Below are 12,244 nucleotides of genomic sequence, written 5' to 3' on the forward strand. Positions count from 1 at the left end.
AAGTGTTGCCGTGGTAATCCACGGTGGCGATCAGTTTCTCGGCAGGCAGGCCAAGGCGCTTGCCGGTTGCCTGCAGGATGCGGATGTTCGCCTGATGCGGAATAAGCCAGTCGAGCGAACTGACATCGATATCCGCACCGGCGAGCACTTCCTGTGCAACCTCGCCCAGCACCCTCACAGCAAACTTGAATACGGCTTGTCCGTCCATGCGCAGGAATGGATCACCGACCACCTGTCCTGCGGCAACGCTGCCTGGCACGCAGAGAATGGGATGGTGCGAACCGTCGGCATGCAAGGCGCTGGAGAGCACGCCCGGCGTATCGCTGGCCTCAAGAATGACCGCGCCGGCTCCGTCGCCGAAGAGCACGCATGTTCCTCGATCCGACCAGTCCAGGATCCGCGAGAAGACCTCGGCCCCGACGACCAACGCACGCTTGTTCGCGCCCGATCGAATGAACTTTTCAGCCACGGTCAGCGCATAGACGAAGCCGCTACACACCGCCTGAAGATCAAATGCGGCACAGCCATTGCTGATTCCGAGCTTGGATTGCAGCAAGGTTGCGGTACTGGGGAAAATGTAGTCCGGCGTGGAAGTCGCAACGATGATGAGATCGATGTCGTTGGGAACCAGAGCGGCCGCCTCAAGCGCCTTGAGACTCGCTTCAAGCGCGAGGTCGCTGGTCATCTGCCCAGGTGCAGCCAGGTGCCGCGCGCGAATCCCGGTGCGTTCGACGATCCAGTCATCGGACGTCTCGATTCCGCGCGCCACCAGATCATGGTTGGTAATCGGTTTGCCTGGCAGACAACTCCCGGTACCAGCGACTCTCGCATAAATCATGTGCTTGCCCCTTCCATCGCTGCCATGCGCTCGGCAATACGCTCGACGAGGCGATTGGCTCCAGCCTCTGCGGCACGGTAGATTGCCTGCTCAAAGGCGAATTCATCGGCCGAGCCGTGACTCTTGATGACCACGCCGCGCAAGCCCACGAGTGCCGCGCCATTGTATCTGCGGTGATCGACCCGATTCTTGAAACGCTTCAGCGCCGGCATTGCCGCAAGCGCCATGGCGCGCGTGAAGATATTGCGGGTGAACTCCTCACGCAGCATCGTCGCGAGCATCTGAGCCAGCCCCTCAGAGGTCTTGAGCAATACGTTGCCGACGAAGCCATCGCACACGACGACATCGGTCGTACCCTTGTAAATATCGTCGCCTTCCACATTGCCGTGGAAATTCAGGCCGCTGTTGCGAAGAAGCTCGCCGGCCTGCTTGACGATATCGTTGCCCTTGATCGCCTCTTCGCCGATGTTGAGCAGACCGACTGTCGGCCGCGACTTGTGATCGATGGCGGTCATCAGCATCGAGCCCATCACTGCGAACTGCAGCAAGTGCTCGGCCGTGCAGTCAACATTGGCGCCCAGGTCGAGCACATAGCTATGCCCTTTGCGATTGGGCAAGGCAGTGGCGATCGCCGGCCGGTCAATCCCAGGCAGTGTCTTGAGGACGAAACGCGATATCGCCATCAGCGCACCGGTATTGCCGGCTGATACAGCGGCCTGCGCGCGGCCGCTCTTGACGAGATCGATCGCCACACGCATCGAAGAATCCTTCTTGTTGCGCATGGCATTCGCAGGGGCCTCGTCCATACCCACCACTTCGGAGGCGGGCTGAATTTCGCAGCGCCCAGCCAATGCGCCACCAGTTTCGGCGATCGCCGCTTCCAGGGCTTCCGGTCGGCCCACCAGAATCACTTTCGACCCGGCATGTTTGCGCAAGAAAGCCAGCGCAGCGGGCACAGTGACGACCGGGCCATGATCGCCACCCATGCAGTCGATTGCAACGGTGACATCCATCAGCTAATCATCCGGTTCGAACTCGCACGACGAACAAAATTCTCAAGACAAAAAAACGGCGCAGACACACCTCGTGCTGCGCCGCCTTCGCAGTCGGGAAATTACTCGCCCTTGGTCTTGACCACTTTCTTGCCGCGGTAGAAACCGTTGGGGCTGATGTGGTGACGCAGGTGCACCTCGCCCGTGGTCGCCTCGACGGCGAGCGGGGGATTGGTGAGGAAGTCGTGAGCGCGATGCATGCCACGCTTGGACGGGGACTTCTTGTTTTGCTGGACGGCCATCAGATTACTCCTAGTCTAAATACAAACGCGCTTGCCGACGACTGGATGTCACTCTGCCTTGCGACGAAGTGATGCCAGTGCGGCAAAAGGCGATTCCTTTTCGGCCCCGTCCCTTGGACGTGGCTGCTCACAACTTTCATGCCGGGGCGCGATCGGCAGGCTGAGCAAGAGCTCGTCCTCGACCAACTCAAGCGCATCGAGCCCAGGTGTAGCCTCGATCGCATCGAACGCGTCGATGTCGAGCTCCTCGTCCGGTATCGGCGCGCCAACCGGGACGAGCTGCAACAGACGCCCCACCTCGACCGGCCAGTCCACTCGTTCCAGACAGCGTTGACACTGCATGCCCAGCACACCCTTCGCCGTCAAGCGAAGATATGGCTTCCCGTCCGCGCCCTGCTCGCCAACGATAACGTACTCGAACTCACCGGCGTGATCCAACAGCGCATCCGCAAGACGGCGAAACGCTTCCACCTTGACGACGCCACCAAGCCGACGCGCCTCACGGGCGAATCGAATCGGATCGGAGAGCACGCCTAGTCGCGACATAAGAGCGGGATGATATTATTTTCGACCGTTTGTGTCAAAGCCCTTGAACCCAATGCGAAACATCGTCCTAGCCTCGACCTCGGCCTACCGCCGCATGCTGCTGGAGCGCTTCCAGCTGCCATTTGAAACCGCCCGCCCCGAAGTGGATGAAACCCCCTTGCCCGATGAGCACCCGGCGGCTACCGCCGACCGCCTCGCCATTGCGAAAGCGCAAGCGGTCGCGCCCCAATGGCCGGACGCACTCGTCATCGGTAGCGATCAGGTCGCGCACATCGACGACGAGGTTTTCGGCAAACCTGGCTCCGTCGAACGTGCAGTCGCGCAGCTTCGCAGCATGAGCGGCCGGACCGTGGTGTTCCACACCGCACTGGCGGTGATCGACACCCGCAGCCGAGGCATCCAGACCGACAGCGTGCCCACCGAAGTGCGCTTTCGCACACTAAGCGACGCCGAGATCACCCGCTATGTTGAGAGGGAGCTACCGCTCGACTGCGCCGGCAGCGCCAAATCAGAGGGACTCGGCATCACCCTGCTCGACGCGCTCAGCGGTGACGACCCGACAGCTCTGGTGGGACTGCCCCTGATCGCACTGTCGCGCATGCTGCGCGAAGCGGGCGTCGAACTGCCATGACCGGACCCACCCAACGCGGTGCGCTGGTGCTGGTGCCGGTTGCGCTGGGCGAGACGCCCTGGACTTCCTTTCTGCCGCCAGAGGCCCATGCCAGGGCGTGCGGCTTGCGTCATTTCGTCGTAGAGACCGAGAAGACCGCCCGTTTGCAGCTCAAGCGCCTCGCTCATCCGACCCCGCTGCGCGAGCTCGACATCCGGTCGCTGCCCGAATCCGGCCCCGAGCAGGATCTGGACGCACTGCTCGCACCGACACTGGCAGGCGAGGACGTTGGCTTGATGTCGGACGCGGGTTGCCCCGGCGTTGCCGACCCGGGCGCAAGACTCGTCGCCCGCGCCCATGCGCTGGGCGTACCGGTGGTGCCACTGGTCGGCCCCTCCTCGATTCTGCTTGCACTGATGGCATCCGGCCTCAATGGCCAGAGCTTCGCCTTTGACGGCTACCTGCCGGTCGATGACGCCGAAAGAGACCAGCGGATTCGACTGCTCGAAGACGAATCACGCCGCCTGGGCCGCACCCAACTGTTCATCGAGACACCGTATCGCAACGATCGCATGTACGCCGCGCTCCTCGCAGCCTGCAAACCGGATACCCGGCTTTGCGTCGCCCGGGACCTCACCACCCGCGGCGAGTTGATCGGCACTCAAGCGGTCTCGACCTGGCGACGCCAGCCCGCACCCGATCTGGCAAGGCGACCTGCGATCTTCCTGATGCTCGCCGCTCAGGGCAGCGGCAAGCGAAGATAAACACCGCCGTCCCGCTCGAAGACCTCCAGCGCTTCGAGCGACGCACCCTCGCAGGGTCCCGCTACGCAGCGCCCCGTCGCCGGATCGTAGAGCGCACCATGAGTCGCACAGATGATCAGACGGCGATCGACGCCAAGAAAGCGGCCCGGCATCCAGTCGAGTTCGACCGGTACGTGGGCACATCGATTGACGAACGCCCTGACCACCCCGCCGGCACGCACAACGAAGGCCGGGACCACTGCGCCACGTTCGCGCTCGAGTTCGAATCGCACGCCGTCTCCACCATCGGCCAGCGCGGCCGACCCACAGATCAGGCGTGCCGACTCAGCCACTGGTGAAGACCCGAGGGTTCATCGACGATATCGAGCGGCCCGACCGCCTCAAGCTCTGCACGGGGATGCGCCCCGAAGGACACCGCCAGAGCCGCGACGCCTGCATTGCGCGCCATGTTGAGATCGTGGGTGGTATCGCCGACCATCAGTGTGCGTTCGCGCGCCACACCGAGTTCGTCCATGATCTCCTCAAGCATCGCAGGGTGAGGTTTGGAGAAACACTCGTCGGCACATCGGGTGCTATGGAAGAAGCTCGCCAGGCCGGTATGGCCGAGCGCCCGGTTCAGTCCGACTCGGCTCTTGCCAGTCGCCACGCCAAGCCACCGCTCCTCGCCCGCCAACGACTCGATCATGCCGAAAACCCCGGGGAAGAGGTCCAGCTCGCGGTCTTTGGATAGAAAGTGATGGCGATAGCGCTCGACCATTTGCGGGTAATCGCGTTCAGGCAGCTCCGGCACCGCATGCCGGAGCGCGTCGTGAAGCCCCAGACCGATGACGTGGCGGGCGCGCGACTCCGACGGTTCGGCAAGACCCAGGTCGCGACACGCGGCGCGGATCGCGTTGACGATCGCGCCCGCCGAATCCATGAGCGTGCCATCCCAGTCGAAAACGATGAGATCGAATCGTCTTTCAAGCGCCATGCTCAAGCCGCTCCAGAAACATCTTCAGTTCAGGCGCGAGCGGCGCGTGAAGCGCCAGCCGCTCGCCGGTCAGGGGGTGATCGAACACCAGTTGTTCAGCGTGGAGAAACATGCGCTTCAACCCCTCGCCTTCGAGACGCTTGTTGAGCGCAAAATCTCCGTATTTGTCGTCACCGCACAGGGGAAAACCCAGATGCGCGAGATGCACCCGGATCTGATGAGTGCGACCAGTCTTGAGTTCAACATCGAGCAGACTGTAATCCCCACAGCGCTTCTGTAGGCGCACGATGCTGTGCGAGGGTTTGCCGCCATCCGCAACCCTCACCCGCCGCTCGCCATCCTCGGTGAGGTACTTGTGCAATGAGAGCTTCACATGCTGGAGGGGGTTCTGCCACTTGCCATGAACCAGCGTCAGGTAGTGCTTCTCGACCTTGCCGGCGCGCATCATGTCGTGCAAAGCCTTCAGGGCCGCGCGTTTCTTCGCCACGATGAGCAGACCTGACGTTTCTCGGTCCAGTCGGTGCGCCAGCTCGAGCATGCGCGCCTCGGGCCTCTGGCTGCGCAACTGCTCGATGACGCCGAAACTCACCCCGCTGCCGCCATGCACCGCCTTGCCAGCCGGTTTGTCAACGACCAACAGGGCATCATCCTCATACACCACCGGCAGGGGCTTTCCTGACGGTACCGCGGCTGCCTGCCCGCCGGTCGACACCCGCATTGGCGGAATGCGCACTTCGTCGCCCTGCCTGAGCTTGTAAGTCGGCGCGACTCGCCCGCCATTGACCCTCACCTCACCGCTTCGCAGGATGCGATAGACGTGGCTCTTCGGCACACCCTTGCACATCTTCGCCAGGTAGTTGTCGATCCGCTGGCCATCGGAGGCCTCGTCGATGGTCTCGCGTCTCACCTGTCGCGCAACGACGCGTTCGCCAACCGGGGGGGCTTCACGCCTCATCGCGCAACCCGCATCGCGGCAGCATTCGTGTATTGGTTTTTGCTTTGTAAGCGGATCATGAATATACTCTAGACCGGTTGTACCGGTTGCAGCCGGATCATCCTGGTCGGAACTGACTGGGTAAGGATTCGGTAGAGAGCCCACAAGCGAGCTCCCGGCCAACCCACACGTCCCTTCGGTGCCGGTCGAAAAGGCATCGATGGTAACGCAACAGGCAACTTCCGATCCACTGGATCGGTTTTTTACGCGAAGACGCACAGCAGGATAAAGTGCTCCGGCCCGACCGGCCTCAATGCGCGGCGCGCGAGACGCGATCGCCGCCCTGTCCGGTCAGACTGCGGGAGTACCGAAACGACCAGCCGACCCATCACAGCCTCTAGATCGACAAACCTCTAGAAATCCGGATGAAAGTAGCAACTACCCACCGCTCCTGAAGTTCGTAGCGCAAGATGGTGCGCGCCGTTCGTCCTGCCCGTGTGTTCCATGCGGGAGAACGAAACAACATGAAGCGCATGCTTTTCAATGCGACGCAGGCCGAGGAACTCCGCGTCGCGATCGTCGATGGTCAGAAACTGATCGACCTCGACATCGAATCGGCCGCAAAGGAAGAAAAAAAGAGCAACATCTACAAGGCAGTCATCACCCGCATCGAGCCCAGTCTCGAAGCCGCCTTCGTTGATTATGGTTCCGAGCGTCACGGCTTCCTGCCCTTCAAGGAAATCGCTCGCAACTACTACGCCGCCGGCTCCGATTCCGGCAAGGCGCGCATCCAGGATGCGCTTTCCGTCGGCCAGGAACTCATCGTCCAGGTTGAAAAGGATGAGCGTGGCACCAAGGGTGCGGCACTCACCACCTACGTTTCCCTCGCTGGTCGCTATCTTGTCCTGATGCCCAACAACCCGCGCGGCGGTGGCGTCTCGCGCCGCGTCGAGGGTGACGAGCGCGCAGAACTGCGCGAGATCATGGACCAGCTCGAGGTCCCCTCGGGCATGAGCCTGATCGCCCGCACCGCAGCCATTGGCCGCAGCGCCGAAGAACTGCAGTGGGATCTCGATTACCTGCTGCAACTGTGGCGCGCCATCGACGGCGCTGCCAAGGAACAGTCCGGCGCTTTCCTCATTTACCAGGAAGGCAGTCTCGTCATCCGGGCGATCCGAGACTACTTCCAGCCGGAAATCGGCGAGATCCTCATCGACACCGACGACATCTTCGAGCAGGCGCGCCAGTTCATGGCCCACGTGATGCCGGGCAACGTCGCCAAGGTGAAGCGCTATAACGACGACGTGCCGCTGTTCTCGCGCTTTCAGATCGAGCACCAGATCGAATCGGCCTACGCACGCCAGGTAAACCTGCCGAGCGGCGGCGCGGTGGTCATCGACCACACCGAGGCCCTCGTTTCGATCGACGTGAACTCGGGCCGCGCCACCAAGGGCGCCGACATTGAGGAGACCGCGCTCAAGACCAACCTCGAAGCGGCCGACGAAATTGCCCGCCAACTTCGACTGCGCGACCTCGGTGGTCTGATCGTCATCGACTTCATCGACATGGAGTCCCAGAAGGCCCAGCGCGATGTCGAAAACCGTCTGCGCGAGGCCCTGCACTTCGACCGCGCCCGGGTGCAGACTTCCAAGATCAGCCGCTTCGGCCTGCTCGAGCTGTCCCGCCAGCGCCTGCGTCCGGCGCTCGCCGAGACCAGCTACATCCCCTGCCCGCGTTGCAACGGCACCGGCCATATCCGCAGCACCGAGTCGTCCGCACTGCATATTCTGCGCATCCTCGAAGAGGAAGCAATGAAGGACAACACCGGCGCGGTCCATGTGCAGGTGCCGGTCGACGTCGCCACCTTCCTGCTCAACGAGAAGCGTTCGGACATCGCCCGCATCGAGATGCGGCACAAGATCCTGCTGATCATCGTGCCGAACCGTCATCTTGAAACCCCGCATCACGACATCATTCGCCTGCGTCACGACCAGCTCAACCAGGAAGACATCGCGCTGGCCAGCTATCAAATGGTCGCGGCACCAGTGGAAGAGGAACTGCGCATCGGCGAAAGCAACGGCAAACCGGCTCGTGCCGAAGCCGCGGTCAAGGGCATTGCTCCCGGCCAACCGGCCCCAACGGTCACGCCTGCACCACAACCCGTCGCACAAGCCGAGCCCTCCGCCCCCGGACTGCTGTCACGCATGTTCGCCTGGTTCCGCAAGACTGGCGCACCTGAAGTCGCTTCACCGACCCCGGCCGCCAAGCCTGAATCGGACCGTGAATCCCGCTCGCGTGGCGACAGCCGCCGCGGAGGACGCAGTGGCGGTCGTCGCGACGGCGCTTCGCGCACCGAAAAGGCCGAAGCCGATGCCAGCCGCAAAGGCCGTCAGAAGCCTGCGCGCGCCCCTGAAAGCACCGATGAGGCGACTCAGGGAGCTCAACAGGAAAGCCGCAACGGCAACCGCAATCGCCGCGGTCGCGGGCAACGGGGTCAGCAGAAATCCGACGAATCCGTGGCTGCTGCCACCGCGATCGCGGTCACGGAGGAGCTTGTCGCCGATACCCCGGTGACGGAGGAACCGATTCCAGCGATCGAGATGGCGACAAAGGAGACAGGAGAACTGGTCGCCGCTGCCGATGAAGCCAGCAGCACCGGTCGGAGACGTCGTCGCGGCCGCGGTCGCCGTGGCGGTCGCAGCGAAAACGCGCAGACCGAGGGCACCGAAGAGATCAGCGCGCAGAGTGATACGGACGCCGAAGCCGACACGTCGACCGAATTCGAAGCCGCCCCGATTGAGGCTGCGGAGCTGCCGGTTCCTGCCGGAGCCGCAGTGACCGTCGAAGCTGGGTCGCTCGAAGCGCAGGAGCAGCCGGCAGAACTGCCGATCAGTGTTAGCTCGCAGGAACCAGCGACTCAGGTGCAAACTGCCGTGGCGGCCGAGGAGACGATTAGCGATACTTCGCTGCCGCCCCAGCCCAGCCAGGAAAGGCCCGCTGAGGAAGAAATCAAGCCGTCGCAAACCGCTGAAGCGGCCATTGCAGCCACCGCGGATGTCACGGAAACCGCTATGGAAACGACCACAGCGGAAACTGCCGCGGTCGAACCACCCGCGGAAATCGTCCAAGCGGTTGCTGAAACCGTTGCGGCTGAAGCGGTCGAAACCAGAAGCGAGACTGTGGCACCCGCCGGGCACGAACAGCAGGCCTTGCCACTCGAGGAAGAGGCACCGGCAGCTGTCGTAGCGGAGACTGTCGAAGCAGCCGCTGAAGCACCGGTTCCGGTCGCGACCCACAAGGAGCCCAGCGCACCGATCGACCTTGGCGCCACACTGAGCGAGAGTGGCTTGGTAATGATCGAAACCAAGCCGGAGAAAGTGGCCGAACCGAGCCAGACCGACTTTCCCCCGCAACAACTGGGACGTCGCCCGCGACCGGCTCAGGTCATACCCGACGAACCGATGCAGCAGGTTGAAACCCGCAAGTAAGTCGGACATGAAAACGGCCCATTCGGGCCGTTTTCTTTTGTATCGTCACGGGTTGGCTCCGTTGACACCATCTTTGCACCGGAGCCAGTCAGCCTCACCGAGCCGCCGGACCGCACAATCTGTCGATCAGGCCCTGCACCGCATCCTCGCAGTAATTCAGCACCGCCTCGAAACCGGCGTCACCCCCGTAGTACGGATCGGGTACTTCTTCGAGATCATGATTGCGCGCAAAACGCATGAACAAGTCGAGTTTGTGTCGATAGACCTCGGGACACATCCGCTGCATGAAACGCAGATGGCTGCCATCCATCGCCAGTAGCAGATCGAAGCGTTGAAAATCGGCGGTCTCGAGCTTGCGCGCGCGTTGTGCCGACAAGTCGTAACCACGGCTCAATGCCGCCTTGCGAGTTCTCGGGTCGGGCAATTCGCCAACGTGATAACCGTGTGTACCTGCGGAGTCGACCACAATACGGTCGACAAGCCCTGCGTTGCGCAGCATATGGCGCGCAACGCCCTCGGCAGTCGGTGACCGACAGATATTACCCGTGCATACGAACAGCACGCGGCTGGTGGTTTCGATCATCAGCACTCTCCCCCTCGCTTTGCGCGCTCAGTCCTGGTCGTGACGGTCGGCGCCGAAAGCACGCAAACGCAGCTTGAACAGTTCGTCGCGCGCCGCTGCAGCCTTTTCGAACTCCAGGTTGCGCGCGTGCTCCTGCATTTCCTTCTCGAGCTTCTTGATCGCACGCGCGAGCGCCTTCTCGTCCATGGTCGCATAGTCCGCGCGTGCCTCCGCAACGCCCCTGGCAGACTTCGCGTCATCACTCTCCGACGAATAGACACCATCAATGATGTCCTTGATCCGTTTGCTCACCGAGCGTGGCACGACGCCATGCGCCTCGTTGTGAGCGATCTGCTTGTTGCGACGGCGCTCGGTCTCGCCGATCGCCGCCGCCATTGAACGCGTGACCGTATCCGCATAGAGAATAGCGGTGCCGTGCAGATGGCGGGCCGCCCGGCCGATGGTCTGGATGAGCGATCGCTCCGAGCGCAAGAAGCCCTCCTTGTCGGCATCGAGAATCGTCACCAGCGACACCTCGGGAATGTCCAGACCTTCGCGCAACAGGTTGATCCCGACCAGCACGTCGAACTCGCCCAGACGCAGGTCTCGGATGATCTCCACGCGTTCAACCGTATCGATGTCCGAATGCAGGTAGCGAACCCGGATGCCGTTCTCGGCGAGGTAATCGGTCAGATCCTCGGCCATGCGCTTGGTCAGCGTCGTCACCAGCACCCGCTCGCCGACATCGATGCGCCGCTTCGCCTCCATCAGCAAGTCGTCGACCTGGGTAATTGCCGGACGTATCTGCACCGCGGGATCGACCAGACCGGTCGGGCGAACGACCTGCTCGACGATCTGGTCCTGATGACTCTGCTCATATTGAGCCGGTGTGGCCGAGACGAAGATGGTTTGCGGCATCAGGCGCTCGAACTCCTCGAAACGCAGGGGCCGGTTGTCCAGTGCCGAAGGCAGGCGGAAGCCGTATTCGACGAGGTTCTCCTTGCGCGAGCGGTCGCCCTTGTACATACCGCCGACCTGCGGGATCGATACATGGGATTCGTCCACGAACAGCAAGGCGTCGCCGGGCAGGTAGTCGATCAGAGTCGGCGGCGGCTCGCCGGGTCCGCGACCGGACAGATGGCGCGAGTAGTTCTCGATGCCCTTGCAGAAACCCATCTCGTTGAGCATCTCGAGATCGAAGCGGGTGCGCTGCTCGATGCGTTGGGCCTCGACCAGCTTGCCGGCCTTCTGGAAGGTCGAGATCCGCTCGCGCAACTCCTCCTTGATTGCCTCGATTGCCTTCAGCACGGTCTCGCGTGGCGTTACGTAGTGACTGGAGGGGTACACCGTGAATCTGGCCAGTTTGTGGCGCAGATGACCGGTGAGCGGATCGAACAGGGTCAGGTGCTCGATCTCGTCGTCGAACATCTCGATGCGCACCGCGAGCTCCGCGTTCTCCGACGGAAACACGTCGATGACATCGCCACGCACCCGGAACGTGCCCCGCCGAAAGTCGATGTCGGCCCGGGAGTACTGCATTGCCACCAGGCGCCGGATCAGGTCGCGGTGCGCAATGCGTTCGCCTTCGCGCAGATGCAGCACCATCGAGTGGTAATCCACCGGGTCGCCGATACCGTAGATGCAGGACACGGTCGCCACGATGACGACGTCCCGCCGCTCCATCAGGCTCTTGGTGGCCGACAGGCGCATCTGCTCGATATGTTCGTTAACGCTGGAATCCTTCTCGATGAAGAGATCGCGCGACGGCACATAGGCCTCGGGCTGGTAGTAGTCGTAATAGGAGACGAAGTACTCTACCGCGTTCTCGGGCAGGAATTCCTTGAACTCGGAATACAGTTGCGCCGCCAGTGTCTTGTTGGGCGCCAGCACGAGGGCCGGTCTGCCACAACGAGCGATAACGTTGGCCATGGTGTAGGTTTTGCCCGAGCCGGTCACGCCGAGCAGCGTCTGATACATCAGACCATCCTGCACCCCCTCGGTAAGCAGGCGAATCGCCTCCGGCTGATCGCCGGCTGGCTGAAAGGGCTGATGCAGCCTGAACGGGCTACCCTCGAAGGTCACCACGGCGTCGCTGGCAGCTGAGCTTGTCATGCTAAAATTTCCTGTTGTTCGGGCCGTTCGACTGGAGTGAATCTCGTACGGCCCGGCGCCCGATTATTCCCCAAAACGCCCCCGGGGGCACGGCCACATGGACCGGACGGGGTAGATCGGGTT

Annotated in this window: 12 protein-coding genes; 3 read left to right on the forward strand and 9 right to left on the reverse strand. The window is 62.5% G+C overall.

Annotated elements, in window-relative coordinates; genetic code table 11:
- From GPA21_RS03510 to GPA21_RS03525, 4 genes are all read right to left on the reverse strand, one after another.
- Positions 1–838 (reverse strand): beta-ketoacyl-ACP synthase III (locus GPA21_RS03510; RefSeq protein WP_168986832.1); only part of this gene is annotated, 838 nt, incomplete at its 3' end.
- Entirely contained in the window at positions 835–1,851 is a 1,017-nt protein-coding gene (gene plsX / locus GPA21_RS03515) for a phosphate acyltransferase PlsX (protein ID WP_168986833.1), read from the reverse strand. The genes plsX and GPA21_RS03510, both read right to left, overlap by 4 nt.
- A 101-nt stretch (positions 1,852–1,952) precedes the next feature.
- The gene (gene rpmF / locus GPA21_RS03520) at positions 1,953–2,132 is read right to left on the reverse strand and encodes a 50S ribosomal protein L32 (protein WP_168986834.1); all 180 of its coding nucleotides are present in this window, start codon (positions 2,130–2,132) and stop codon (positions 1,953–1,955) included.
- 48 nt (positions 2,133–2,180) lie between these two features.
- A complete protein-coding gene (locus GPA21_RS03525) occupies positions 2,181–2,678 on the reverse strand; it encodes a YceD family protein (protein ID WP_168986835.1) in 498 nt (165 codons plus the stop codon).
- A 52-nt stretch (positions 2,679–2,730) separates the two neighbouring features.
- Here GPA21_RS03525 and GPA21_RS03530 point away from each other — a divergent pair, with 52 nt between their 5' ends.
- Positions 2,731–3,309 (forward strand): Maf family protein, encoded by a 579-nt coding sequence (locus GPA21_RS03530; RefSeq protein WP_168986836.1) that lies wholly within the window; start codon positions 2,731–2,733, stop codon positions 3,307–3,309.
- Entirely contained in the window at positions 3,306–4,052 is a 747-nt protein-coding gene (locus GPA21_RS03535) for an SAM-dependent methyltransferase (RefSeq protein WP_168986837.1), read from the forward strand. Before GPA21_RS03530 ends, GPA21_RS03535 begins: the two co-directional genes overlap by 4 nt.
- On the opposite strand, the gene GPA21_RS03540 is transcribed toward GPA21_RS03535, so the two are convergent.
- From GPA21_RS03540 to GPA21_RS03550, 3 genes are read right to left on the reverse strand one after another with little or no spacing between them, the layout of a single operon-like run.
- Complete coding sequence (locus tag GPA21_RS03540; RefSeq protein ID WP_168986838.1) at positions 4,028–4,384, reverse strand: Rieske 2Fe-2S domain-containing protein; 357 nt, start codon at positions 4,382–4,384, stop codon at positions 4,028–4,030. The two genes, GPA21_RS03535 and GPA21_RS03540, sit on opposite strands and share 25 nt — an antisense overlap.
- On the reverse strand, positions 4,363–5,025 hold the full coding sequence (locus GPA21_RS03545; protein WP_168986839.1) for an HAD-IA family hydrolase: 663 nt from the start codon (positions 5,023–5,025) through the stop codon (positions 4,363–4,365). Before GPA21_RS03545 ends, GPA21_RS03540 begins: the two co-directional genes overlap by 22 nt.
- Positions 5,015–5,980, reverse strand: a complete 966-nt coding sequence (locus GPA21_RS03550; protein WP_168986840.1) for an RluA family pseudouridine synthase — start codon at positions 5,978–5,980, stop codon at positions 5,015–5,017. Before GPA21_RS03550 ends, GPA21_RS03545 begins: the two co-directional genes overlap by 11 nt.
- A gap of 503 nt (positions 5,981–6,483) precedes the next feature.
- Between GPA21_RS03550 and GPA21_RS03555 the strand changes: the two genes are divergently transcribed.
- Entirely contained in the window at positions 6,484–9,447 is a 2,964-nt protein-coding gene (locus GPA21_RS03555) for an Rne/Rng family ribonuclease (protein ID WP_168986841.1), read from the forward strand.
- Positions 9,448–9,541: 94 nt separating this feature from the next.
- Here GPA21_RS03555 and GPA21_RS03560 read toward each other — a convergent pair whose 3' ends face one another.
- Both GPA21_RS03560 and uvrB read right to left on the reverse strand, forming a co-directional pair.
- Positions 9,542–10,030 (reverse strand): low molecular weight protein-tyrosine-phosphatase, encoded by a 489-nt coding sequence (locus GPA21_RS03560; protein ID WP_168986842.1) that lies wholly within the window; start codon positions 10,028–10,030, stop codon positions 9,542–9,544.
- A gap of 27 nt (positions 10,031–10,057) precedes the next feature.
- On the reverse strand, positions 10,058–12,121 hold the full coding sequence (gene uvrB, locus GPA21_RS03565; RefSeq protein WP_168986843.1) for an excinuclease ABC subunit UvrB: 2,064 nt from the start codon (positions 12,119–12,121) through the stop codon (positions 10,058–10,060).
- Positions 12,122–12,244 lie beyond the last annotated feature (123 nt).

The sequence above is a fragment of the Azoarcus taiwanensis genome, assembly GCF_012910885.1.
Lineage (GTDB): Bacteria > Pseudomonadota > Gammaproteobacteria > Burkholderiales > Rhodocyclaceae > Azoarcus_F > Azoarcus_F taiwanensis.

Excerpts from the sequence above, each read along its gene's own strand:
- uvrB (WP_168986843.1), bottom strand. The coding sequence starts at position 12,121 with ATGACAAGCTCAGCTGCCAGCGACGCCGTGGTGACCTTCGAGGGTAGC.
- rpmF (WP_168986834.1), bottom strand. The coding sequence starts at position 2,132 with ATGGCCGTCCAGCAAAACAAGAAGTCCCCGTCCAAGCGTGGCATGCAT.
- GPA21_RS03550 (WP_168986840.1), bottom strand. The coding sequence starts at position 5,980 with ATGAGGCGTGAAGCCCCCCCGGTTGGCGAACGCGTCGTTGCGCGACAG.
- GPA21_RS03560 (WP_168986842.1), bottom strand. The coding sequence starts at position 10,030 with ATGATCGAAACCACCAGCCGCGTGCTGTTCGTATGCACGGGTAATATC.
- GPA21_RS03530 (WP_168986836.1), top strand. The coding sequence starts at position 2,731 with ATGCGAAACATCGTCCTAGCCTCGACCTCGGCCTACCGCCGCATGCTG.
- GPA21_RS03555 (WP_168986841.1), top strand. The coding sequence starts at position 6,484 with ATGAAGCGCATGCTTTTCAATGCGACGCAGGCCGAGGAACTCCGCGTC.
- GPA21_RS03535 (WP_168986837.1), top strand. The coding sequence starts at position 3,306 with ATGACCGGACCCACCCAACGCGGTGCGCTGGTGCTGGTGCCGGTTGCG.
- plsX (WP_168986833.1), bottom strand. The coding sequence starts at position 1,851 with ATGGATGTCACCGTTGCAATCGACTGCATGGGTGGCGATCATGGCCCG.
- GPA21_RS03545 (WP_168986839.1), bottom strand. The coding sequence starts at position 5,025 with ATGGCGCTTGAAAGACGATTCGATCTCATCGTTTTCGACTGGGATGGC.
- GPA21_RS03525 (WP_168986835.1), bottom strand. The coding sequence starts at position 2,678 with ATGTCGCGACTAGGCGTGCTCTCCGATCCGATTCGATTCGCCCGTGAG.